The sequence below is a fragment of the Halogeometricum limi genome, assembly GCF_900115785.1.
GTDB lineage: Archaea > Halobacteriota > Halobacteria > Halobacteriales > Haloferacaceae > Halogeometricum > Halogeometricum limi.
Map to the genome: position 1 here is coordinate 815,276 of NZ_FOYS01000001.1, position 22,395 is coordinate 837,670.

Here is a 22,395-nt window from a genome sequence, read left to right on the forward strand (position 1 = left end):
AGGCGAGCGCTCTCCTTCTCGACAACTCCGTGTCGGACCGCGAGAGCCGAATCGATATGACCGAGGGCGCAGTGACGCCCAAACTCGTCTCGCTCTCGTGGCCTCTCGTCGCCGGCAACCTCCTCCAGACGTTCTACAACCTCGCGGATATGTTCTGGGTGGGCCGCGTCGGCCCCGAAGCCGTCGCCGCCGTCTCGCTCATGTTCCCGACGGCGTGGATGTTCGTCTCCGTCGCGATGGGCGTCACCGCGGCGGCAGTCGCACTCGTCTCCCGACACGTCGGCGCGGGCGACGACCGGGCCGCAGAGCGAGTCGTCGGTCAGACGCTCCTCCTCGCCGTCGCCGTCGGCGTCCTCCTCGGCTTCGTCGGCTACCTCGGCAGGCGTCCCCTCCTCGCACTCATCGGCGCGGAGGGCCGCGTCTACACCGAGGCGCTCGCGTACGCCGAAGTCCTCTTCGTGACGCTCCCGTTCACGTTCGTCTTCTTCGCCTTCCGCGCCGTGCTCCGCGGCGCGGGCGACACTCGGACGGCGATGTGGCTGGTCGTCGTCAGCGCGGGTCTCAACGTCGTCTTGGACCCGCTCTTCATCCTCGGCTACGGTCCGTTCTCGGCGATGGGGACGCGCGGCGCCGCCGTCGCGACGCTGGTCGCGCGAATCGTCGCCGCCGCCGCCGGACTCGCCATCCTCCTGCACGGCGGGTGGGGCGCGCGCCTCAGACTCGCCGACCTTCGGCCGGACCCGGTCTTGCTCCGGAAACTCGTCGACGTGGGCTATCCCGCCACGCTGGACGGCCTCGCGCGCAGTTTCGCGGCCGTCGCCCTCGCGGCCCTCGTCGCTCGATTCGGCGCGGTGGCCACCGCGGCGTACGGCATCGGACTCCGACTCATGTCCGTCTCGTGGACCGTCTCGGGGGCCGTCGGGCAGGCGGCGGCGACGGGCGTCGGCCAGAATCTCGGCGCGGAGACGCCCGACAGGGCCGCGGAGGTGACGTGGAAGGCGACGGCCGGGACGATGGGGATACTCGGCCTCGCGGGGGCCGTCGTCTGGGCGTTCCCCGCCGTCTTCATGCGCGTGTTCATCGGCGACGCCGCCGTCGTCGCCGCAGGCGTCGAGATGCTCACGATAATCGCGCCGTTCTGGGCGTTCTTGGGCGGACTGATGGTGATTCAGGGCGCGTTCCGCGGCGCGGGGCAGACCCGCGTCTCGATGGCGTTGTCGCTCGTCTCTCGGTGGGTCGTCCGTTTCCCGGCGGCGTTCGTCCTCGCCTACGCGCTCTCGTGGGGCGTCGTCGGCCTCTGGTGGGCGCTGTCGCTCTCGGGCGTCGTCACGTTCGCACTCGGGTGTCTGTGGTTCCTCCGCGGCGACTGGCGCACCGCCGTCGTCGACGACGCCGCCGACGAGGGACGGCGTGGCTCCGACGAGACGACTGCGACCGGCACGACGGACTGACGACGACCACGCTCGACCGACTGTCGCCTCGACCCTGCAAAATCGACAAGGTTCCGTCCGACGTGTTCTCTGCCGTGTCTCACTCACCAGACCTTCCGGACCGCTACGTCTGCGAACGCTGCCACGCGGTCTACGCGGGAACCGTCGTCCGCGACGACGACGACACGCGACACTTCGAGGCGCCGTCGGAGTGTGCGGCCTGCGGTTCGACGGCGTTCGTCGCCTTCGAACAGTACGTCCACGCGGACGTCTGAGTAGCGTCCGTCCCGCCGGGTCCGTCTCCCGCCCGTCTCACGGGCGGACCGTCCACGCGTAGGCGTTCCGACAGGGAGCGCCCGGTGCGTACGTCACCTCGCTCTCGCCGTAACTCGGTGACGCCGCGCGGGACCAAGACGGCGAGGAGCGAACCGCTTACTCGTCTAACTTCTCGCGGAGCATCTGGTTCACGTCGCCCGGGTCGGCGCTTCCGCCCGTCTTCTGCATCACCTGACCGACGAGGAAGTTCACCGCGCCGCCCTCGCCGGCGTGGTAGTCCTCGACGGCGTCGGGGTTCTCCTCGATGGCCTCCGCGACGGCGGTGACGACTTCGTCGTCGTCGGCCGCGCCGAGACCCTCGCGGTCGACGATGTCGTCCGGGGCGTCGCCGTCGTCCAGCATCCCGCGGAGGACGACTTCCTCGGCGTTCTTCGTCGTAATCGACCCTTCGGCGACGAGTTCGACGAGGCGGGTGAACTCGTCGAGTCGGTGCGAGACGTCCGTAATCTGCATGTCGCGGTAGTTGAGTTCGCCGAGCAAGTTGTCGGCCACCCACGTCGCCGCCAGGTCGGGGTCGAACTGCTCTGCGACGTCCTCGTAGAAGTCCGCGACTTCCTTCGTCGAGGTGAGTTTCGAGGCGGACTCGGCGTCCAGACCGTACTCCTCCCGGAAGCGTTCGCGGCGGGCGTCGGGGAGTTCCGGGATGGCTATCTTCTCCTTCCAGTCGGCGACTTCGAGGGGTGGCAGGTCGGCCTCGCGGAAGTAGCGGTAGTCTTTCTCCTCTTCTTTCGAGCGCATGGAGACGGTGATACCGCGAGATTCGTCCCAGTGACGCGTCTCCTGTTCGACCGCGCGGCCGCGCGAGATGGCGTTCTTCTGCCGCGTCACCTCGTAGGCGAGGGCCTTCTCCGCGCCCTTGTGACTGGAGATGTTCTTCACCTCGGTGCGGTTCGCTTCCGCGAGCGTCTCGTCCGAGATAGCGCCGTCGTCGCCGACGTTCTCGGCGGGCACCATCGAGATGTTCGCGTCGATGCGGAGCGACCCGTCGCGCGTCGCGTCGAAGATGCCGAGATACTCCAGCACCTCCTCTAACTTCGCGAGGAACGCCCGCGTCTCCTGCGGACTGCGGAAGTCCGGCTTCGTAACAATCTCCATCAGCGGCGTCCCCGCGCGGTTGTAGTTGACGAGCGTGTAGTCGGCCGTGTCGATGCTGCCGCCCTTGTGCTGGAGGCTGCCCGGGTCCTCTTCGAGGTGGGCGCGTTCGATGCCGATGTCGCGGCGTTCGCCCTCGACGGAGACTTCCAGCGTCCCCTCCGCGCAGATGGGGGCGTCGTACTGCGTTATCTGGAAGTTCTTCGGCAGGTCGGGGTAGTAGTAGTTCTTCCGGTGAAAGCGGGTGTGCTCGGCGACGGTGGCGTTCAGCGCCTTGCCGACCTTGACGGCGGCTTCGACGGCACCTTCGTTCAGGACGGGCAGCGCGCCCGGCAGTCCGAGGCAGACGGGGCACGTCCGCGTGTTCGGTTCTTCGTCCTCGGCCGCGTCGGTCGAACACCCACAGAATATCTTGGTGTCCGTTTCGAGCTGGACGTGAACCTCCAGCCCGATGACGGTGGCGAGGTCGCGTTGAGAGAGCGCCTTCGCGGTCATTGAGCGCGATTTGGCGGCGGGCGGCTAAAGACTAACGGGATTGGCGAGTCGTCGCGTCTCGGACGGCGTCGGCGAGACAAGCGCAAACTATTCTATCTCGGAGAATGACGCGCGGACAGATGCGCGACTCGTTCGGTTCTCCGCCCGTCGAAGTCGTCCGGGACGCCGCGTTCGCCGCCCCACCCGAGCGAACGCTGTCGCTGGACCTGTACCGGCCCGCGGGCGAGTCTTTCGACGCCTCGCGTCCTCCCCTCGTCGTCCTCCTGCACGGCGGCGGCTGGCACGCGGGCGACAAATCCGACCTGACCGAGGTGGCTCTCTCACTCGCAGAGCGGGGGTTCGCCTGCGCCGTCCCCGACTTCCGCGGGAGCGGCGAGGCGACGTTTCCGGCGCAGATTCGCGACGTGAAGGCCGCGATTCGGTGGTGTCGCGCGAACGCCGCGCGGACCGCCACCGACCCCGACCGACTCGCCACGTTCGGCACGTCGACGGGGGCGCACCTCGCCGTCCTCGCGGCGCTTTCCCCCGACGAACCGCGGTTCGCGCCCGACCCGGCGAACGTCTCGGCGGCCGTCGCGGACGCCTCCGACGCCGTCGTCGCCGCCGTCGGCGTCGGCGGCCTGTACAACTTCGAGCACACGCCCGAACGCGCCGAACTCGCCGCGCTGTTGGGCGGGTCTCGGAGCGACGTGCCGGAGAAGTACGAACTGGCCTCACCCTCCTCGCATCTCGACGGCGGCGGCCCGCCGACGCTGCTCCTGCACGGCGGCGACGACGACGTGCTCCCAGCGATGGCCTCCGAGTTGTTCTACGACGGTCTGGAGGCGGCGGGCGTCGACGCCGAGTGCGTCGTCGCCGACGGCGTCGGCCACGACGTCCTCCGCGAACAGTTCGACTGGGTGCTGGAGTGGTCTGCGGGCTTTCTCGACCGAGAACTCCGCTGAGTCGCCGGCGGGCCGGCCGCCACCTCGCTGTCGGGTCGGCCACCGCCTCGCCGTCGGCCCGCCGTTCATGACCCATTTCTGTCATATTACGTCTGTATGTCTGACGTACGTTTATGTGGGCGCGGACGGGGTGTACACGCATGAGTAACCGGGTGGAGGAACTCGAATCAAAAGTCGCGGAACTGCAGGCTGCGGTCAACGGCCTGACGGAAGAACTGGTCGAGACGAAAGAGCGCGTTCGACTGCTCGAAGACCAGGTCGAAGTCGACCTCGCCGCAGGCTCCCGCCCCGTGGGACACGCCTCCCCTGACCCCGACCCCGAACCAGACGCACAGCCCGACACGACCGCCGACACCGACGCCGACGCCGACGAGGCGGACGAACCCGAGAACCCCGCGCTCCGCGAGTCGCCGGCGCAGGCGCAGTCTCGGGGTGCCACCTCTGAGCAACCCTCCGACGACGCCAGCTTCATCGACGCCGACTCCGCCGAGGCTCCCGCCGCAGAGCCGGAGCCGTCCGAGGAATCGACGGACGATGCAGTCAAGTCCGACGAGTCCCAGGAGGAAGACGAGACGGAGTCAGCCGAAGACGACAGCGATATCATCGTCGCGTAACTGGGTGGCTCTGTCCCTCACGAGCAACCCATGCACATCAAAGAGCTCGTCCTTGACGGTTTCAAGAGCTTCGGGCGCAAAACCCGAATTCCGTTCTACGAGGACTTCACGGTGGTCACCGGCCCCAACGGGTCCGGAAAGTCGAACATCATCGACGGCGTGTTGTTCGCGCTCGGTCTCGCGCGCACGCGAGGTATCCGAGCGGAGAAACTGACGGACCTCATCTACAACCCCGGCCACGCCGACGAGTCCGGGGGCGGGACCGGCGGCACCAAAGAGGCCAGCGTCACCGTCGTCCTCGACAACTCCGACGGCAAACTGGACCGCTCGCAGGTTGTCAACGCCGCCGGCAGCGACAACGTCGGCGACGTCTCCGAGATACGCGTCAAGCGCCGCGTGAAAGAGACCGACGACAACTACTACTCGTACTACTACCTGAACGGTCGCTCCTGCAACCTCTCGGACATCCAGGACCTCCTCGCGCAGGCCGGTATCACTCCCGAGGGCTACAACGTCGTCATGCAGGGCGACGTGACCGAGATAATCAACATGACGCCCTACCAGCGACGGGGCATCATCGACGAGATAGCCGGCGTCGCGGAGTTCGACGCGAAGAAGGAGGACGCCTTCGGCGAACTCGACGCCGTCGAGGAACGCATCGACGAGGCCGACCTCAGAATCGAGGAGAAGCAGGCCCGCCTCGACCAACTCGAAGACGAACGCGAGACGGCGCTGAAGTACCAGTCGCTCCGCGAAGAGAAAGAGGAGTACGAGGGCTTCCTGAAGGCGGCCGAACTCGAAGAGAAACGCGCCGACAGAGAGAAGACCGAGGCGAGAGCCGAGAAGAAGGAGACGAAACTCGAATCGCTCCGCGAGGAACTCGACAGGCGGCAGGGGAGAGTCTCCCGTCTCGACGCCGAACTGGAGGAGCTCTCGAAGGAGATAGAGCGGAAGGGCGAAGACGAGCAACTCCGCATCAAATCGGAGATAGAGTCGGTCAAAGGCGAAATCGACCGACTGGAGAACGCCATCGAGGCGGCCGAAGACCGAATCGACGAGGCCGAGACCGAACGTCGAAAGGCGTTCGTCGAACTCGACCGCAAGCAGGAGAAGATAGACGACGTCGAAGACGACATCCGCGCGGTCAAAGTGGAGAAAGCGTCGGTCAAATCCGAGATACAGTCTGAGCAGACCGAACTCGCCGAAGTCGAAGCCGAGATAGCGAGCGTCGACACGGAGTTCGACGAACTCAAAGACGAACTCGCCGCGAAGAAAAGCGAGTTGGAAGAACTGAAGACCGAGAAGAACGACCTCCAACGCGAGAAAGACCGCCTCTTGGACGACACGCGTCGCCGCTCTACCGAGATTTCGGAGACGCAGTCGAAGGTGGCGGAGGTTCGAGAGGAGATTCCGGACCTGAAGGCGAAACTGTCGGACCTCCACTCGGAACTCGACAAGGCAGAGAAGAACAAACGGAAGATAGACGGTGTCATCGAGGGCCTCCGCGAGGACCGCTCGGACCGCAAAGACGACCTCTCGGAGGTCGAAGACGACCTGCGGGCCAAGCAGTCCGAGTACGCCGAACTCGAAGCGCGCGCCGGGAAAGACGGGGACAGTTCGTGGCCGCGCGCGGTCACGACCATCCTCAACGCCGGACTGTCCGGCGTCCACGGCACCGTCGGTGACCTCGGGTCCGTCCCCGGCGAGTACGCCACCGCCTGTGAGACGGCCGCCGGCGGGCGTCTCGCGCACGTCGTCGTCGACGACGACGGCGTCGGGTCGTCCTGTATCGACTACCTGAAGTCTCGAAACGCGGGCCGAGCGACGTTCCTACCCATCACGAAGATGGACGACCGGGGCCTGCCGCGGAAACCGAACGACCCCGGCGTCGTCGACTTCGCGCGCAACATCGTGGAGTACGACTCCCGGTACGAACCCATCTTCTCGTACGTTCTCGGGTCGACGCTCGTCGTCGAGGACATGGAGACCGCTCGGTCGTTGATGGGCGACTACCGGATGGTGACGCTCGACGGCGACTTGGTCGAACGCTCCGGAGCGATGACCGGCGGGTCGGGCGGCGGGTCTCGCTACTCGTTCTCGAAGTCCGGGTCGGGCCGCCTCGAACGCCTCGCCGTCGAAATCTCCTCGCTGGAGGACGACCGCCGCGAGATTCAAGACGAGATTCGCGAGATAGAGTCCACGCTCGACGACGCCCGCGAGAAGGCGTCGGACGCCGCCGACCGCGTTCGGTCTGTCGAGGGCGACATCGAACGCGCCGAGGCCGACGTGGCGGAGGCCGAAGACGAAATCGAGCGACTCGAAGCTCGTATCGACGAACTCCGCGAGAAGCGCGGCGACGTGGACGACGAGATGCAGTCGCTGGATGCGGACATCGAGTCCGTCGACGCCGATATCGACGCGGTGCAGTCCGACATCGACGAGTTGGAGGCGGAGTTGGCCGACTCCGAGATTCCCGAACTGACGGCGAAGGCCGACGAGATTCGCGCGACCATCGACGAGAAGGAAGACCGGATGGACGAACTCGACGGCCGCCTCAACGAACGGCAACTGGAGAAACAGTACGCCGAGGAGGCCATCGAGGACCTGAACGAGACGGTCGAAACCGCCCAAGAGCGGAAGGCGGACGCCCGCGACACCATCCGCGAGAAAGAGGAGAAAATCGAGGAGAAAGAGGCGGTCCTCGACGAGAAACGCGAGGCCGTCTCCGACCTCGAAGCGGAACTGACGGAACTGAAAGCCGAACGCGAGGAACTCCGCGAAGACGTGCGCGAGGCGAAGGCCGAACGCGACGAGCAACGCGACGAGGTGGACCGGGTGGCGTCGCAGGCCGAGAGCCTCAGAGAGAGCGCCGAACGCCTCGCGTGGGAGATAGACGAACTGGAGTCGGAAGTCGGCGACTACGACCCCGAGGCGATTCCGGACCACGACGAGGTCCAAGAGAACATCCAGCGACTGACGGGCAAGATGGAAGCGCTCGAACCCGTCAACATGCTCGCCATCGACGAGTACGACGAGGTGCAGGCCGACGTCGAGGAGATGCAGGAACGCCGCGACGTCCTCGTCGAAGAGCGAGACGGTATCGAGGAGCGAATCGACCAGTTCGAAGCGCAGAAGAAGGAGACGTTCATGGCGGCGTTCGACGCCATCAACGACAACTTCACCGACATCTTCGAGCGACTCTCCGACGGGACGGGCGACCTGCACTTAGAGAACCCCGAGGACCCGTTCGAGGAGGGGTTGACGATGAAGGCGCAACCGGGCGACAAACCCATCCAGCGACTCGACGCGATGTCCGGCGGGGAGAAGTCGCTCACGGCGCTGGCGTTCGTGTTCGCCATCCAGCGACACAACCCCGCGCCGTTCTACGCGCTGGACGAGGTGGACGCCTTCCTCGACGCCGCCAACGCCGAACGCGTCGGCGAGATGGTCGACGACTTGGCGGGCCGCGCGCAGTTCGTCGTCGTCTCGCATCGCTCGGCCCTCTTAGAGCGGTCCGAACGCGTCATCGGCGTCACGATGCAGGGCGACAACGTCAGCGCCGTGACCGGCATCCAACTCGGAGACGAGAGCGACGCCGACGAGGAGGTGCCGGCGGATGACTGAGGACGTGACCGCCCGCGAGGCGGTCATTCCCGACGGCGTCGACGCCCCGAGCGACGACGACGAAGTCGAACCCGTCGAACTCCTCGTCCAACTCGCCGAAGAGGGCGAGATAGACCCGTGGGACATCGACGTCGTGGACGTGACCGACGCGTTCCTCGACCGTCTCGACGCGACGGACCTGCGGACGTCCGGGCGCGCCCTGTTCTACGCGTCGGTCCTCCTGCGGATGAAGTCCGACGCCCTGTTGGAACCGGACGCAGAGGAGGAGGACCCGGAACTCGAACCGTGGGAGATGGCGCTCGAAGGCGGCGGCGAGATGGCCGGCGGCGACGAGGGCGGCGCGCCCGGATTCGACCCGGTGGACGCTCTCGAAGCCGAGATGGACCGCCGTCTGGAGCGAAAGCAGGCCCGCGGCTCGCCCGAGACGCTGGACGAACTCGTCCGGGAACTCCGCGAGGCCGAACGCGAGTCGTGGTGGAAGCGCCGTCGGCAGTACGACACCTCCGATTCGCCGCGCGGGTATCGCCGCGGGACGCAGACGCTCGACTACCGGACGGCCGACGACTTCCGCGCGGACGACGAACCCACCGCCGCGGACGTGACGGGGACGGCCCACACAGAAGACATCGAGTCGACCATCGACGACGTGGAGGCGGTGCTCCGCGAGCAGTACGAGAACGGCCGCAAGGAGGTGCTGTACGCGGAGATTCGCTCGACGGCGGCGACGCCGGTGACGACGTACCTCGCGCTCCTGTTTCTCTCGCACCGAAGCACCGTCCGTCTCCAACAGGACGACCTGTTCGGCGACCTGTGGGTACAGGACCCCGCACAGGTGGAGGCGGAATCGGAGGCGGACGGCGAGTCGGACGACGACGCGGCGGGCGAGTCGGACGAGGACGGAGAAGAGGCGGTCGAAGCGATAGCGGACTGAATCGGGCGAAGGGCCGTTACAGGTCGCCGTTCACCGCGCCGGCGACGTCCGCCCGCGAGAACAACCGTTCCTCTTCGGGAATCTCGGGGTACGGTTCGCCGTCGGTGTACTCCGGCCACTCGCCGAACTGCTCCGGATAGAGTTGCTTTGCGCCCATCTCTAACTGGAACAGGTTCATGATAGGTCCCTGATAGCGCATCCCGGCGGGGTAGACGCGTCCCTCCTCGACGGCCGTCAGTTGGCTCCCGACGGGGTGGTCTCTCAGCGCGGACATCGTCTCTTCCATGCTGTAGTTCGGCGTCATCCCCCAGAGGTGGAGGATGACGTCCGGGTCCGCTTCTGCCAGGGCCTCGAAGTCGACGGTACCCCACAGACCGCTCCAGTTCTGGTCTGCGAACGCGTCCGTCGCACCCAGCGGTCGGGTGTCGGCCAGCCAGTACCCCGGTTCGTTCAGGTGGTACGTCCAGAACGTCTCGTTCCCCGCGGAGTAGGTTGCGCGAACGGCCGTCGGCCGGTCTTCCTTCGGCGGGAGGTTCGACCGGATAGTCGAGACGAGGTCCTCGTGGACCGCGCGCAGTGCCTCGTACCGTTCTCGCTCTCGGAACACGTCGGCGACGTGCCCGAACATGTCCCACAGCGTGTAGTAGTCGTAGCCGTCGCGGTAGCCCTCGGGCGGCGACCCGTTCGTTCCGCTGTAGAAGTTGCCGAACCACGGGGCGACCTGTGCGCCGAGTTCGTCCGCGTCGGCGGCGTCCCACCCTTCCTGCGTCGACACCCACGCGGGGTCTGCGAGGTGGACGTCGCTGTCGAGTTCGAAGAGCATCTCCTTTCCTAGTCCGTCCGCAAGCGGGTCGACGAGGCCCTCCCAGTCGAAGGAGACGCCGTCCAGACGCTCGTAGTAGTGATTCATCGTCGTCCCCGACATCTCGGGGACGTACACCGCGTTCAGGGCGTCGCCGTGGCCGAGGGCGACGGCCATATCGGCGTACTGGGGGAACACCGCGAACACGTCCTCCGGAACGGCGTCGAACGTCACCTCACCCATCGGTCGCATCGACGCGGTGTAGGACTCCTGCGTGTCCGTTTCGGTGTCCGTTTCGTTCGTCGTCTCCGCCTCTGTCGTCGTCTCCGTGCCCGTCGAATCGGTCGAACTCGACTGGCCCGCGGACGCGTCGGTGTCGCCGGAACACCCGGCGACGAGTCCCGCGGCGGCGACTGCGCTCGCCCGCTTCAGATACGTCCGTCGAGTCGGTGTGTCTCTCATCTGTTTTAGGCAAACCTAAACAAGTGCAAAGAGGTTTCGATTCGCCTAACAGAACCGGGGCGGACGCGTGGCGTCCGCAGTCGCCTCTCAGTCGACGTACTCGCCGATGAGGGGTTCGAGGTCCGTCTTCACCTGGGGGTCGATGGCGTCGTCGGGGGTGTTGATGGTCCCGTCCAGCGAGGTGTGACAGTCGCACTCGTGGTCTTCGGGGATGGCCTCGATGGCCGCACGGACCGTCTCTTTGATGGCCGTCTCGTTCTTCGCGGCGTTCTTCAGCACCTCTTCGAGGGTGACTTCGCTGTCTTCGTTCCAGACGTCGTAGTCGGTGACGCCCGTCACCGTCGCGTACGCCATCTCGGCCTCGCGGGCCAGTTTCGCCTCAGGGATAGTCGTCATCCCGACGACGTCCCATCCCTGCGCCCGGTAGAACTCGCTCTCGGCGCGCGTGGAGTACTGGGGGCCTTCGATGCAGACGTAGGTCCCGCCGCGAACCACTTTCGCGTCCGTCGCGGACTCGGCGGCGTCGGTCAGAATCTCGACCAACTCCTCGCAGTAGGGGTCGGCGAACGGTTGGTGGACGACGACGCCCTCGTCGAAGAACGTCAGGTCGCGGCGCTTCGTCCGGTCGTATATCTGGTCGGGAATCACGAGCGTCTGCGGCGGCAGGTCCTCGCGGAGGCTCCCGACGGCGTTCGACGCGAGGACGTGCGTGACGCCCATCTCCTTCAGCGCGTAGATGTTCGCGCGGTAGGGGAGCGTCGTCGGCGACCGCTGGTGGTCCGGGCCGTGGCGGGGGACGAAGACGACTTCACGGCCGGTGTCACCGAACTCGCCCACCGTGAGAGGGGCGGAGGGGTCGCCGAACGGCGTCTCGACGTCGACTGTGCGCGTGTCTCGAAGCGGCAGGGCCTCGTAGATTCCACTGCCACCGATGAATCCGATGGTCATATTTGACACTTCACGCGACGGCAGGTAAAACGTGGCGAGTTCCGTCTCAGAACAGGAACCCCGACTCCAGGACGGCGATGGTCACCGTGAGGAGGGGGATGCTGACGAGGGTGGTGACGAACACCGCCGTCGAGACGAACTCCGCCAGTGAGACGCCGGCGACTTGGCCCTCAGAGAACTCCGCGACGAGGATGAGGGGGGTGACCGCCGCGGGCATCGCCGTCTCCAACACGATGGTCTTCGCGACGGTGGGGTCCGAGAAGCCGACGGCGGTCACGACGCCGACGCCGACGACGGGTGCGACGACCATCTTCAGCGCCGTCACCACGCCGACGGTTCGGAGCGTCTCTCCCACGTCGGTCTGAGAGAGTTGGATGCCGAGCATGAGGAGCATCAGCGGAATCGAGGCGTCGCCGACGAGTTTCAGCGTCACCATCGCCGTCGATTCGGTCGGCGGAGCGACGCCGAAGTAGCGGACGAGAAGCGCCGCGAGGACGGCGTAGACGAGCGGAATCTTGAACACGCGCTTCACGCCGTCGAGGCCGCCCCGGCCGCCGCCGCGCGAGGCGATGAACACGCCCAGCGTGTAGATGAGGACGCCCTGAACCGACAGGAAGAGGACGGCCGTCGCCCGACCGGTCTGGCCGAACGCGAAGTTCGAGACGGGGATGCCGTAGTTCCCCGAGTTCGAGAACGCCGACACGAGGACGACGGCGCTCAGTAGCGGGTCCGTCTCGCCGAGGGCGCGTCCGACGCCCTCGGCGAGGAGAATCATCACCAGGTGGTAGGCGACCACCGCGACGACGACTTGCAGGAGCGTCGACTCGGCGATGGTCGTCGTCGCGAGACTGTGAAAGACGAGTGCGGGCGCGAGGACGTAGACGACGACGGTGTTCAGCGGGTCGGTCTGGACGTCTTTGACCCGTCCGAGGACGAAGCCCGCGGCACCGACGGCGAGAATCGGCAGGATGGCGGTCGCGAAGATAGAGAGTACTGAGGCCACGTTCGAGGATTACGAGCGACCGTCTCAAGCCCTTCGGAGACGGCGCGGTTTACCGGTGCGGGGGACGGGCTACGCGCCGACGCCTTCGTTCTCGACGAGACGCCAGGTCCCCTCGTCGACCGATTCGATGTAGCCTCGCCGCTCCATCTCGGAGACGACTTCGGGCATCCGGTCGGGTTGGGCAATCTCCATCTCGATGCGGTCCACGTCGTGGAACTCCGCGAGGTAGTGGCGGATGGCCTCCATGTCGAACGTCTCCTCGTCGGCTTTCTCCATCACGCCCGTCGTGAGGTCTATCATGTCCTCGATGAAGTTCCACGGGTAGACGACCCACGCCCACTCTTCGAGGCGTTCGCCGACGAAATCCGGTTCGAACTCGCTCGTCTGGAGGAGTTGGAGGGTCGCGGTCCGAACCTCGCCCGCGCCGCGTTCGGTCACGTACTCGTGGGCGCGTTCGATAGAACCGCCGGTGTCCGCGATGTCGTCGATGATGAGCACGTCTTTGCCCTCGACGCTGCCTTCCGGCATCGGGTAGCGCACTTCGGGTTCGTTCGACTTCTGGGCCGTCCCCACGTAGTGCTCCATCTTGAGGCTCGTCAGGTCGTCCATTCCGAGGAAGTCGCAGATACATCGACCCGCGAACCACCCGCCGCGCGCGAGTGCGACGACCACGTCGGGGTCGAACTCGGCCGCCTTCACGTGGTCCGAGACGTCGCGGCAGAGCCCGTAGATATACTCCCAGTTCGTGATGGTACAGTTAAACTCGTCGGGGAGGTCGCCCATTGACTTCGTTCACCAGTTCGTGAACGGGGCGTAGCCCCCTTTAACGTGTCCGTCTTCGACGAGGACCCATCAACGCGACAGACAGTCTCGACTGGTCGGGTGGAGCTGTCGCATAGCACGCATATATTTTTATAATGCCGTGTTGTATGGTAACGTGCAACAAGATGTGACTGCCAATGTACACGTGCAACAACTGTGGTGGCTTCGTAACGCGCGACTTCGTCCGCGTCTTCGGCGACAGCGACGACGAGGTGTTCGGTTGCCCTTCGTGCATGAACATGCGCGAGGTGATGGAGGGCGGGGCGTCCCGCCCGCAGGTAGCGACCGAGTAACCGACACGTCGCGTCCGAACCCACCACGACCGCCCTGATAGACGCCCGAACCGCCGGGATTCATACCCGCGAGGTCCGTGGACTCGGCCATGCAGACCCGCCGGACGCTCCTCGTCGACGCGTTCACGACGGAACCGCTCTCGGGCAACGCCGCCGGTGTCGTTCCCGACGGTGACCTCGCCGAATCGCAGATGCAAGCCGTCGCCCGCGAACTCGCCGTCAGCGAGACGGCGTTCGTCCAGCAGTCGAGTAGCGCGGACAGGCGGCTTCGATTCTTCACTCCGACCTGTGAGGTCGACCTCTGCGGTCACGCCACCGTCGCCGCCCACGCGCACCTCTTCGCCGACGGCGCTATCGACGCGGGGACGCACACCGTCGAGACGAACGTCGGCGTCCTCGACGTCGAGGTGGAATCCGACGGCACCGTCTGGATGACGCAGGACGACCCGACCGTCGAGACGGTCGACCTCGACTACGACCGAGTCGCGTCGGCACTCGGCATCGACCCCGCGGCGCTTCGCGACGTCGGCGAGGACGTCCCCTCCGCCGTCGCCTCCACCGGACTCCCGTTCCTCGTCGTCCCCGTGAACTTCCTCGAACATCTCTCCGCGTCCGACCCCGACTTCGACGCCGTCGAGGAACTCACCCGCGAGTACGACGTTGCCGGCGTCTACGCGTTCACCTTCGACGCACTCGGCGCGGAGTCGACGCTCCACGGACGGATGTTCGCCCCCGGCGTCGGCATCCCCGAAGACCCCGTGACCGGCACTGCCAGCGGTGCCTGCGGCGCGTACCTCCGGCACGTCGACGTCTTCGAGGGCGACCTCCCCGAGGAGATGGTGTTCGAACAGGGTCACTTCGTCGACCGGCCGGGACGCGTCCGCGTCCGCGTCGGCACCGACGTCCGCGTCGGCGGCCGCGCGGTCACCAGTCTCGACGGGTCGCTGACGATACCCCCCGCCGCGGACGACGACATTTTAGAAGCCTGATACTACCAGGCCGCTGTGACTAATGTAATAATATATAACCTTCGGCCGTATATTGACTTTCGTGTGACACGAATGGCCCGCATAGACGACCGATTCGGTGCGTTCGCCGACGCGACGCGGCGGCGCGTTCTGCGCGTTCTCTGTACTTCCTCCGACGAGGCGTCCGAGTTACCGCTCGACACGCTCGTCACGAAGGTGGGGGAGAGCGAGCGACTGGGGAACGAAGACGGACAATTGAGACTTCACCTCGTCCACGTCCACCTGCCGAAACTGGAACGGGCGGCGCTCGTGGACTACGACGGTGAGACGGTTCGTCTCACCGTCGAGACGGACGTGGTGACGGACGGATTGCGACTCGCGAAGCGGTTCGAGACGGGGTGAGGTGGGGATTCAGGCGACGCTCAGCCGATGTACCGCAGGTCGTCGTCGCTCATCCCCTGCTGTTGGTTCTGCATCTCCTGAATCTTGCCGACGACTTCCTTCATCTCTTCTGCGCGTTCTTCGAGGGACTCGAATCCCACCTCGAAGCCGATGGCTTCTTGCAACACTTCGAGGACGGCCTGTGCGCTCTGGGGGTCCACGAGGTAGCCGCTCGTCTCGCCCATCAGACAGGCGACGGAGAACCCGCGACGGCCGCCGAGGCCCAAGAGGAGGCCGCTGACGCCGACGATGCCGCCCGCGGGTTCGTCCTCGCGGAACTCGACGTCCGCCGCTTCGAGGCGTTCGACGTCGGCTTCGTCGGTGACGGCACCGAGGACGCTCGGTTCGTCCACGAGTTCGCCCGTCGGGACGCCCCCGAGCGCGTAACCCTCCTCGACGCCGAACGACTCGGCGATGTCGAGGAAGGCGTCGGTGACGTGGTAGTGCCCGGCGTTCGTCTGCGCCTGGTGGTCGCCGGTGAGGACGAGCACGTCGCGTTCGCCCGCGTCCACCGCGTGGAACTCCGCGCGGGCCAACTGCGCGACGCTGTCGTCGTTCATCGTCACCTGTGGCGGGAACTCGTCGGCGTAGACGTATCTGACGGGTTCGCTGTCGAACTCTTCGAGAAGGTGTTCGGCGGCGAGTTTGCCGACGTGGCCGACGCCCGGGAGTCCCTCGACCAGCACGGGGTCCCGAAGGTCGGGGTCTGCGAGTGTCTCCACTTCGATGTCTTCCATGCCCCTACTCGCGGACGCGTCGTTTAAGAGCGCGTCGGTACTCCCCGTACGGGTCTTCGGGGTTGAAGCGCGCGGGTGCGCTGTTGACGGCGTCGGCGCCGCAGTCGGGGCAGGCCTCAGAGAGCGTGTAGACGGGTCGCTCGTGGCGCTCGCGCCACTCGCCGCAGACGCGGATGTCGGACTTCACGGCCGTTACTCGTCGTCTTCGTGGCGTTCGCGGTGGAACTGCGCGGTCCCGCCGGCCGCCTCGATGACGTCCTCGGCGCGCGCCGCGGCGTCTTCGAGGGCGCCTTCGGCCGTCTTGTAGTCCGGCGCGCGCACCTTGATTCGGTACTCGGGCGCACCGACGTAGGTGACTTCGAGCTGAATCTCCTCGGGCACGTCGTCGCCTTCGGCGGCCTTCAGCGCGTCTTTGATGTGGTCGACGCCGTCACCGGTCGGGCACCGGAGGTCGACGTACCCCGTGACGTTGACGTACGGGACCGAGACGTTCTGTCTGGCCGTCTGGACGATGGCTTCGACTTCGTCTTCGTCCAGGTCGACGTCTTCGAGGGCGGCCGTACCGTGGATTGCGGCCTGCTCGAAGCCGTCGTAGAGCGTCTCGTACTCCGCGAGGACCGCGTTCGCGACGGCTCCGTACTCGTCGTCGGAGACGTCCTCGCCGAACGCGATGCTCATCCACTTGTCGGCCTTCTGCTCGTTCTTCCACTCCTGGATCTTCTCTTTGCGCTGGTGTTCGTTGACGTCCTTGATGGTGAGGTCTATCTGCTGGGACCCCGTATCCACCTCTAACACTTTGGCGACGACCGTCTGTCCCTCGCGGACGTGGTCGCGGACGTTCTTGATCCAGCCGCTGGCGACCTCGCTGATGTGGCAGAGACCGCGCTTGTCTTCGTACTCTTCGAGGTCGACGAAGACCCCGAAGTCGGTTATCTCGTCGACTTTGCCGACGACGAGTTCACCGCTGTCGGGCCAACCGCTGTACTTCATGTGTAAATACCTCCAGAGGGGAGCTTACGCCTCGGCCGAGCGTCGTTCGACGGTCTCTACGACGTCGCCGTGAATCTCGGCGTCGCCGCCGGTCGGCGTGGCGAGCGTCGTCCCGCAGACGGCGCAGTTGACGACCGACGACGCCTTGCCGAAGACGACCTGTTCGTTGTCGCAGTCTGTGCACTGAACGAGGTAGAAGTTACCCGCCATGATTACTCCTGGAACTCCAGACGGCCTGCGCGCCAGCCCTCACGCATGTGAGCCTTGCCACAGTCCGAGCAGATGTACTTCAGGTGGGTCTTCTTCGTCGGCTTGTCTCCACCGGGCACCTTCGAGAACTTACCGGCGTTCCCGATGACGGCTTTTCCGCGACGGGTCTGACGGGCGTTCCACTTCATTCCCGTCGGACGTCCTTTGCGGACCTTTTCGACTTCGTGTTCGTGATGCCCGTTGCAGTTCGGGCAGTACGTGTTGAATCGGCGTGGCATCTGCATAGATATCGACCTTGTGCGTGTTTCGATATCGCCCGTTAAAACCCGTTTGGTTCGGCGGCGTCGTTCTCCGCCGCCGTGTGTGGGTATGACGTGCCCCGACGCCGCTCGATTCGAGTTCACCGGTTCGGGTTCGGTCCCGTGCGGCCGAGCGATACGCCGCAACGACGAATCGCGCCCGTATCGACCGTTTCATCCCCACCTGAAGCACCCGTTACGGTCCGTTAGCGGGGGGATATTTATCAGTCGATACGACAGAACATACGGTAGAGCTGTCACTCACTATGAAACGAAGAACGTTTCTGGCCGGTCTCTCCGCACCGGTGTGTCTCGCCGGACTCCTGAACGGCAGGACACGCTGGGAAGCGCACCGCCCGGAGACGAGTCGAATCGAGACCGGACCGGTGGTCGCGACCGAGACGGTCGCGGAGGGGTTCGACCAGCCGATCGGTTTCGCGACGGCACCGGTTCCGTCGGGGTACTACGTCGCCGACAAGACCGGGCGAGTCTACCTTCACGAGGCGGGAGCGACTCGGGAGGAACCGTTCCTCGACGTCCGCGACCGACTGATGGAGTCGACGTCGTGGGAGCAGGGGCTGATCGGGTTCGAACTGCATCCGGAGTTCGCGGACACGCGACGGTTCTACGTTCGGTACAGCGCGCCGAGACGTCCCGGCACGCCGGCCGACTACGACCACACGTTCGTGCTGTCCGAGTTCACGGCGACGGCCGACTACCGGGGGACGGTCCCGGATTCGGAGCGGACGATACTGGAGATTCCGCAACCGGGCCGAAACCACAACGCGGGCGCTATCGCGTTCGGCCCGGACGGCTACCTCTACGTCGCCACGGGCGACGGGAAGCACGGGAACGGTGACCAGGGGCGGGGGCACGCCACCGACTGGTACGCGCTGAACGGCGGCGGGAACGGACAGGACGTGACGGAGAACTTACTGGGGAGCATCCTCCGTATCGACGTCGACGCACGCGACGACGAGGAACCGTACGCGATACCGCCGGACAATCCGCTCGTGGGGCGAGACGGCCTCGACGAGCAGTACGCGTGGGGCTTTCGCAACCCGTACCGGATGTCGTTCGACGGCGACGACCTGTACGTCGGCGACGTCGGGCAGGACCAGTTCGAGGAGATAAACCTCGTGCGCCGCGGCGGCAACTACGGGTGGAACGTGCGCGAGGGCACGCGCTGTTACAGCAACCGCCGGTCGGTGCACGCGCTGTCGAGACTGACGGGCGGCGACCGCTCGTACCCGTACTGTCCGCGCACGACGGCCGACGGCGAACCGCTCGTCGACCCCATCGTCTGTTACCCGCACCACCGCGACGGGCGGTCCTTCGGGTCCGCCGTCATCGCAGGCTACCGCTACCGCGGCGACGACGTCCCGGCGTTGGACGGGACGTACGTGTTCGGCGACGTCGTCGGGTCGCTGTTCGCCGCGACGCCCGCCGACCGCGACGGCGAGATGTGGTCGATGGAGACGCTCCGCCTCTCGTCCGACGAAGGGGAGGCGTTCGAGGGGGCGCTACTCGCCTTCGGGCGGGACGACGCGGGCGAACTCTACGCGCTGACGAGTCAGTTCGCGCCCGGGACGGGTGCGGTGCACCGACTCCGCTCGGCCGAGCGGTGACCGCGGACGTCCGTCGACGGTGGTTCGTGACGACTAGTCGTCTCCGTCGCGGACGCTAGCGACGTGGTCGACGTGGACGTACAGGTCGTCCGTCCGGACCGCGACCTCCTCTTGGCAGAGGTCTCCGAGAGCGGACTCCGTCGCCTCGACGGTTCCGTCCGCGAGACTCGCGATGGACTCCGCGTCTCGTGGCTCGCCTGCGACCGCCAGCGCTGCGCTCACGCGGTCGCACAGAGTGGCGGTGTGGACCCACGAGCCGATGTCGTAGCCTGACTCGTCCATTAGCTATACACGACGATTCGGAGGCATAAGGCGAATGCCTGATAATTCATAGAGCCGCCCTAAATAATGTCTATACGATACAAATTCAATCTGCATAAGTTTGAAAAATATTGCGTGCGGCGTTCTCTGGGCGTTTATTCGAGCGTCACGTGAAAGCGGTGAGCGGACGCCGTCGTCGCCCGTCGACGGAGCGGTTCGCATCGGGCGTTTCGCGTCGGACGACTCGCAGTCTGTCGTCGCCGGACCGATTCGCTCCGCTCCGTGTGCGGGTCTTAGACAGTTTTATGTTCGTTTGCGCGTGAGAATCGCTCATGAAGAAAGTCATCATCCGCGGCGACCCCGGCATCCGGCGGGACGCGGTCATCGAACTCGACGGCGAGGAGGTCGTCTGCTTCTCCATCGACCGACAGGGTGACTACCACGGCCCCGACACCGTCCAACTCTGGTGTACCGTCGGCACCGAAGACGAACGCGAAGCGTTCGAGAAGCGCGAGTTCGTCCCGCACTTCCTCGACGTGGAGGCGATTGACGCCGACGCACTCACGGTTATCTCGAAGCGCGGCGCGTAGTCAGGCAGCCGTCGACTCGTTCGCTAACGCTTCCTGTTCGACCTCGTATATCGTCACCGACCCCGACTGGTGAGCGACGCTGATGGCGTCGGAGTCGAACTCGATGTCGCCGTACCGGGCGCGTTCGCTCGGACCGACCCAGATGTACCGGACGTCGTACTCCCGGAGGAGGCGCGCCCGTACCTCCGCGTCGTCGGTCGTGTACATGACGTCCACGTCGCCCACGCGCGCGTAGTAGGCGTCGGGTCCGCGGTAGCCGACTTCGTGCGCCCATCCCGCGACGGTCGGAAGGCCGGTCAGACTCGACGTCGGGTTCGCGTTCCAGTTGTACATCACTCGCTCCCGGCCGTCCGTTCCGCTGGCGTAGTACTTCGTCCCCGGCGCTTCCAGCAGGACGGGTGCGCCCTCTCTCGCGTCCATCCAGTCGATGGCCTCGTCGTACTCGGGGTGGTACGTCTCGACGAACTGCGTCGCGTCCAACGTCGTCCCGCCCGGCGGTCCCTGTTCGAGGTGCGCGCCGACGGCGGCGACGCCGTAGACGCTCGTCGAGACGACGAGGAGGACGGCGAAGACGACGGCCGCGGGACGACGCCACGCGGCGTCGCCGGAACCGTCGGTGACGACGCTTCGTTCCCCTGCGGCGGCGGCCTCGCGCACGCGAGAGACGACTGTCGCACCGCTCGGAACGCCTCGAATCAGTCCCGGGACGACGACGCCCATCGCCGTCGCCCACAGCACCCACACCTGCATGTACGTCTTGAACACGGTGTTCATCCGCCCGGGCCCGGCCTGTTCGTTCACGAAGACGAGTTCCACCAGCGTGACCAGTCCCGCCCCGGCGACGACGAGGACCGTCTCGTAACCCACCGGTCGGTCACCGCGGAGCGCGACCCACCCGAGGACGACGAGCGGAACCGAGACGACGAGCGCGGCGAACCCGACGTCGAGGCCGACGTAGCCGAGGGCGAGGAGGGAACCGACGAGGTACAGGGGGCGTCGCACGCGGAGACGGGAGACGAGGTAGACGCCGAAGGCGGCGACGAACGCGCCGTGGACGAGGAGGAGTGCGCCGAGACTGCTCCGCATCTCCGGACCGAGGAGGTCCACGGAGCGTTCGCTTCCGCTCGCGGCGGCACCGAGCAAGAACGGCGCGGCAACGACGACGGCGACGGCGGCACCGGCGACGGCGAGGCCGAGGGCGACGGCGACGCGCGCCGTCTCCTCGGTGAGACGAGAGCGGTCGGCGAGTCGCTCGCCGACGCCCGAGAGGCCGGGGACGAGCGTCCACGGGTCGGCGGGGGCGAAGACGACGGCCAAGGTTCCGAGCGCGAGGACGCTCGGGAAACTCCACGTGTTGTGGACGGCCTGCCAGCCCGCGACGACGGGGAGCGTCGCGAGGAGGGCGCGACGACGCCGAACGGCGGGTTCGGGGGTCCTGAAGTAGGCGTAGCCGATAGCCGCGGCGAGGAGCAAGAAGGCAGTCCCCGTCATGTGCGCGTGGAGGTCGCCGTTCAGCCACGCGAACAGGGGGAACTCGTTGATGGTTCCGGGGATGACGCGCGAGGCGTCCCAGTAGGAGAACGACTCGGGACCGGCGAGAATCTGCGCCACCGTGTAGTCGGTTCGGGCGGCGACGAACTCGGCGGTCGGTCGGCGAACGCTCTCCGGGAGGAGGACCACCGCGAACCGCCCGGCCGTGACGAGGTTGCTCGCGAACCCGACGAAGAACGCTGCGAACGTCCCGGTGACCCGCCGCGAGAGGCCGTGGTCTTCGCCCACCGTCGCGGCGAGTTCGAAGGCGGCCGTGACGAGCATCGCGTAGAACCCCGCGAGTGCGAGATTGTAACTGAACTGCGTCGACGTCGCCGTCAGCCACGCGAACAGCGTCGTCACGAGGTGGCCGCCGTAGTAGTACTTCACCGTCGTCCCGGCGAACCACATGTCCTCTGGCGGAAGCGTCGCCGAGCGCTGGAGGCTCTTCAGGAGGCCGTAGTCGAGGAACTTCTCCCCGCCCACCGGGAAGACAGCGGGGTCGAACGCCCGCACCACGACGAGGAACAGAAAGGAGGCGGTGAAGACGACGGCGACGTCGAGAACCGGTCGACGCGGGACGGAGACGGCGAGTTCGAGACGGCCGTCTCGGAGCGCGTCGCGGTCGGCGGCGGCGAGGAGGGACGCCGCGAGGAGGACGACGACGCCTGCGACGAGGGCGGGCAGGCCGAACGCGACCTGTCCGACCCAGTAGGCGGGAATCGTGAGGAGGAGCGTCGCGATGGGGAGTGCGAGTCCGACGCCTCGGCCGCGCGTGTCCGGCAGGAGGCGTGCAGCGAGCGGGAGTCCGGCGGCGAAGAGGGCCGCGTAGAGGACCAACCAGCGAAGGACGAGGGCGTACTCCATACTCTTACCGTCACTCGCACGGGCCGGCGTCATACGCTTTATGATGCGGCCACGTTCGTCCTCGCGAACGGGTCAGAC

General features: G+C 66.3%; 23 protein-coding genes. 11 read left to right on the top strand and 12 right to left on the bottom strand.

The features are described from left to right. Positions 1 to 56: 56 nt before the first annotated feature. On the top strand, positions 57 to 1,451 hold the full coding sequence (locus tag BM282_RS04235; RefSeq protein ID WP_089877389.1) for an MATE family efflux transporter: 1,395 nt from the start codon (positions 57 to 59) through the stop codon (positions 1,449 to 1,451). Positions 1,452 to 1,525: 74 nt separating this feature from the next. Next, entirely contained in the window at positions 1,526 to 1,705 is a 180-nt protein-coding gene (locus tag BM282_RS04240) for a hypothetical protein (protein WP_089877053.1), read from the top strand. 157 nt (positions 1,706 to 1,862) lie between these two features. Here the strand turns inward: BM282_RS04240 and gatB are convergent, their stop codons facing one another. Then, positions 1,863 to 3,353, bottom strand: coding sequence for an Asp-tRNA(Asn)/Glu-tRNA(Gln) amidotransferase subunit GatB (gatB, locus tag BM282_RS04245; protein ID WP_089877055.1), 1,491 nt, complete (start codon positions 3,351 to 3,353; stop codon positions 1,863 to 1,865). 119 nt (positions 3,354 to 3,472) lie between these two features. Here gatB and BM282_RS04250 point away from each other — a divergent pair, with 119 nt between their 5' ends. The 4 genes from BM282_RS04250 (at position 3,473) to BM282_RS04265 (ending at position 9,466) form a co-directional block, all read left to right on the top strand. Further along, on the top strand, positions 3,473 to 4,297 hold the full coding sequence (locus BM282_RS04250) for an alpha/beta hydrolase (RefSeq protein WP_089877057.1): 825 nt from the start codon (positions 3,473 to 3,475) through the stop codon (positions 4,295 to 4,297). 140 nt (positions 4,298 to 4,437) lie between these two features. After that, entirely contained in the window at positions 4,438 to 4,911 is a 474-nt protein-coding gene (locus tag BM282_RS04255) for a DUF7518 family protein (protein ID WP_089877059.1), read from the top strand. A gap of 30 nt (positions 4,912 to 4,941) precedes the next feature. Then, entirely contained in the window at positions 4,942 to 8,535 is a 3,594-nt protein-coding gene (gene smc, locus BM282_RS04260; RefSeq protein WP_089877061.1) for a chromosome segregation protein SMC, read from the top strand. After that, positions 8,528 to 9,466 (top strand): segregation and condensation protein A, encoded by a 939-nt coding sequence (locus BM282_RS04265; RefSeq protein WP_089877063.1) that lies wholly within the window; start codon positions 8,528 to 8,530, stop codon positions 9,464 to 9,466. Before smc ends, BM282_RS04265 begins: the two co-directional genes overlap by 8 nt. Positions 9,467 to 9,482: 16 nt before the next feature. Here the strand turns inward: BM282_RS04265 and BM282_RS04270 are convergent, their stop codons facing one another. From BM282_RS04270 to BM282_RS04285, 4 genes are all read right to left on the bottom strand, one after another. Next, positions 9,483 to 10,730, bottom strand: coding sequence for an ABC transporter substrate-binding protein (locus BM282_RS04270; RefSeq protein ID WP_089877065.1), 1,248 nt, complete (start codon positions 10,728 to 10,730; stop codon positions 9,483 to 9,485). An 87-nt stretch (positions 10,731 to 10,817) separates the two neighbouring features. Continuing rightward, positions 10,818 to 11,678 carry an S-methyl-5'-thioadenosine phosphorylase gene (gene mtnP, locus BM282_RS04275; RefSeq protein ID WP_089877067.1) on the bottom strand — a complete coding sequence of 287 codons (861 nt, stop codon included), beginning with the start codon at positions 11,676 to 11,678 and terminating at the stop codon, positions 10,818 to 10,820. A 46-nt stretch (positions 11,679 to 11,724) separates the two neighbouring features. After that, positions 11,725 to 12,681 (bottom strand): AEC family transporter, encoded by a 957-nt coding sequence (locus tag BM282_RS04280; RefSeq protein WP_089877069.1) that lies wholly within the window; start codon positions 12,679 to 12,681, stop codon positions 11,725 to 11,727. Between the two features lie 69 nt (positions 12,682 to 12,750). Next, positions 12,751 to 13,464: a phosphoribosyltransferase gene (locus BM282_RS04285; protein WP_089877071.1), complete on the bottom strand. Its 714-nt coding sequence runs from the start codon at positions 13,462 to 13,464 to the stop codon at positions 12,751 to 12,753. A 176-nt stretch (positions 13,465 to 13,640) separates the two neighbouring features. On the opposite strand from BM282_RS04285, the gene BM282_RS18400 reads away from it, so the two are divergent. The 3 genes from BM282_RS18400 (at position 13,641) to BM282_RS04295 (ending at position 15,166) form a co-directional block, all read left to right on the top strand. After that, on the top strand, positions 13,641 to 13,796 hold the full coding sequence (locus BM282_RS18400) for a DUF7563 family protein (protein WP_175501354.1): 156 nt from the start codon (positions 13,641 to 13,643) through the stop codon (positions 13,794 to 13,796). An 89-nt stretch (positions 13,797 to 13,885) separates the two neighbouring features. Continuing rightward, entirely contained in the window at positions 13,886 to 14,785 is a 900-nt protein-coding gene (locus BM282_RS04290; RefSeq protein ID WP_089877073.1) for a PhzF family phenazine biosynthesis protein, read from the top strand. Positions 14,786 to 14,857: 72 nt separating this feature from the next. Continuing rightward, on the top strand, positions 14,858 to 15,166 hold the full coding sequence (locus BM282_RS04295; RefSeq protein ID WP_245758293.1) for a DUF7344 domain-containing protein: 309 nt from the start codon (positions 14,858 to 14,860) through the stop codon (positions 15,164 to 15,166). Between the two features lie 20 nt (positions 15,167 to 15,186). Here the strand turns inward: BM282_RS04295 and BM282_RS04300 are convergent, their stop codons facing one another. From BM282_RS04300 to BM282_RS04320, 5 genes are read right to left on the bottom strand one after another with little or no spacing between them, the layout of a single operon-like run. Beyond that, positions 15,187 to 15,942 carry a proteasome assembly chaperone family protein gene (locus BM282_RS04300; protein ID WP_089877077.1) on the bottom strand — a complete coding sequence of 252 codons (756 nt, stop codon included), beginning with the start codon at positions 15,940 to 15,942 and terminating at the stop codon, positions 15,187 to 15,189. A gap of 4 nt (positions 15,943 to 15,946) precedes the next feature. Next, positions 15,947 to 16,129 carry an RNA-protein complex protein Nop10 gene (locus BM282_RS04305; RefSeq protein WP_089877078.1) on the bottom strand — a complete coding sequence of 61 codons (183 nt, stop codon included), beginning with the start codon at positions 16,127 to 16,129 and terminating at the stop codon, positions 15,947 to 15,949. Between the two features lie 5 nt (positions 16,130 to 16,134). Then, complete coding sequence (locus BM282_RS04310; RefSeq protein ID WP_089877080.1) at positions 16,135 to 16,932, bottom strand: translation initiation factor IF-2 subunit alpha; 798 nt, start codon at positions 16,930 to 16,932, stop codon at positions 16,135 to 16,137. Positions 16,933 to 16,956: 24 nt separating this feature from the next. Continuing rightward, entirely contained in the window at positions 16,957 to 17,142 is a 186-nt protein-coding gene (locus tag BM282_RS04315; protein WP_089877081.1) for a 30S ribosomal protein S27e, read from the bottom strand. Positions 17,143 to 17,144: 2 nt separating this feature from the next. After that, a complete protein-coding gene (locus BM282_RS04320; protein WP_089877083.1) occupies positions 17,145 to 17,426 on the bottom strand; it encodes a 50S ribosomal protein L44e in 282 nt (93 codons plus the stop codon). Between the two features lie 281 nt (positions 17,427 to 17,707). On the opposite strand from BM282_RS04320, the gene BM282_RS04325 reads away from it, so the two are divergent. After that, positions 17,708 to 19,069, top strand: coding sequence for a PQQ-dependent sugar dehydrogenase (locus BM282_RS04325; protein ID WP_089877084.1), 1,362 nt, complete (start codon positions 17,708 to 17,710; stop codon positions 19,067 to 19,069). Positions 19,070 to 19,102: 33 nt separating this feature from the next. Here BM282_RS04325 and BM282_RS04330 read toward each other — a convergent pair whose 3' ends face one another. Beyond that, a complete protein-coding gene (locus BM282_RS04330) occupies positions 19,103 to 19,351 on the bottom strand; it encodes a hypothetical protein (protein ID WP_089877086.1) in 249 nt (82 codons plus the stop codon). 311 nt (positions 19,352 to 19,662) lie between these two features. On the opposite strand from BM282_RS04330, the gene BM282_RS04335 reads away from it, so the two are divergent. Beyond that, positions 19,663 to 19,920 (top strand): HAH_0734 family protein, encoded by a 258-nt coding sequence (locus BM282_RS04335; protein ID WP_089877088.1) that lies wholly within the window; start codon positions 19,663 to 19,665, stop codon positions 19,918 to 19,920. On the opposite strand, the gene BM282_RS04340 is transcribed toward BM282_RS04335, so the two are convergent. After that, positions 19,921 to 22,317, bottom strand: a complete 2,397-nt coding sequence (locus tag BM282_RS04340; RefSeq protein ID WP_089877090.1) for a DUF2298 domain-containing protein — start codon at positions 22,315 to 22,317, stop codon at positions 19,921 to 19,923. Between the last annotated feature and the right edge of the window lie 78 nt (positions 22,318 to 22,395).

Bases quoted from the DNA above. Each gene is read 5' to 3' on its own strand.
- BM282_RS04235 (WP_089877389.1), top strand. From the start codon at position 57: ATGACCGAGGGCGCAGTGACGCCCAAACTCGTCTCGCTCTCGTGGCCT.
- gatB (WP_089877055.1), bottom strand. From the start codon at position 3,353: ATGACCGCGAAGGCGCTCTCTCAACGCGACCTCGCCACCGTCATCGGG.
- BM282_RS04250 (WP_089877057.1), top strand. From the start codon at position 3,473: ATGCGCGACTCGTTCGGTTCTCCGCCCGTCGAAGTCGTCCGGGACGCC.
- BM282_RS04255 (WP_089877059.1), top strand. From the start codon at position 4,438: ATGAGTAACCGGGTGGAGGAACTCGAATCAAAAGTCGCGGAACTGCAG.
- smc (WP_089877061.1), top strand. From the start codon at position 4,942: ATGCACATCAAAGAGCTCGTCCTTGACGGTTTCAAGAGCTTCGGGCGC.
- BM282_RS04265 (WP_089877063.1), top strand. From the start codon at position 8,528: ATGACTGAGGACGTGACCGCCCGCGAGGCGGTCATTCCCGACGGCGTC.
- BM282_RS04270 (WP_089877065.1), bottom strand. From the start codon at position 10,730: ATGAGAGACACACCGACTCGACGGACGTATCTGAAGCGGGCGAGCGCA.
- mtnP (WP_089877067.1), bottom strand. From the start codon at position 11,678: ATGACCATCGGATTCATCGGTGGCAGTGGAATCTACGAGGCCCTGCCG.
- BM282_RS04285 (WP_089877071.1), bottom strand. From the start codon at position 13,464: ATGGGCGACCTCCCCGACGAGTTTAACTGTACCATCACGAACTGGGAG.
- BM282_RS18400 (WP_175501354.1), top strand. From the start codon at position 13,641: ATGTACACGTGCAACAACTGTGGTGGCTTCGTAACGCGCGACTTCGTC.
- BM282_RS04290 (WP_089877073.1), top strand. From the start codon at position 13,886: ATGCAGACCCGCCGGACGCTCCTCGTCGACGCGTTCACGACGGAACCG.
- BM282_RS04295 (WP_245758293.1), top strand. From the start codon at position 14,858: ATGGCCCGCATAGACGACCGATTCGGTGCGTTCGCCGACGCGACGCGG.
- BM282_RS04300 (WP_089877077.1), bottom strand. From the start codon at position 15,942: ATGGAAGACATCGAAGTGGAGACACTCGCAGACCCCGACCTTCGGGAC.
- BM282_RS04310 (WP_089877080.1), bottom strand. From the start codon at position 16,932: ATGAAGTACAGCGGTTGGCCCGACAGCGGTGAACTCGTCGTCGGCAAA.
- BM282_RS04315 (WP_089877081.1), bottom strand. From the start codon at position 17,142: ATGGCGGGTAACTTCTACCTCGTTCAGTGCACAGACTGCGACAACGAA.
- BM282_RS04320 (WP_089877083.1), bottom strand. From the start codon at position 17,426: ATGCAGATGCCACGCCGATTCAACACGTACTGCCCGAACTGCAACGGG.
- BM282_RS04325 (WP_089877084.1), top strand. From the start codon at position 17,708: ATGAAACGAAGAACGTTTCTGGCCGGTCTCTCCGCACCGGTGTGTCTC.
- BM282_RS04330 (WP_089877086.1), bottom strand. From the start codon at position 19,351: ATGGACGAGTCAGGCTACGACATCGGCTCGTGGGTCCACACCGCCACT.
- BM282_RS04335 (WP_089877088.1), top strand. From the start codon at position 19,663: ATGAAGAAAGTCATCATCCGCGGCGACCCCGGCATCCGGCGGGACGCG.
- BM282_RS04340 (WP_089877090.1), bottom strand. From the start codon at position 22,317: ATGGAGTACGCCCTCGTCCTTCGCTGGTTGGTCCTCTACGCGGCCCTC.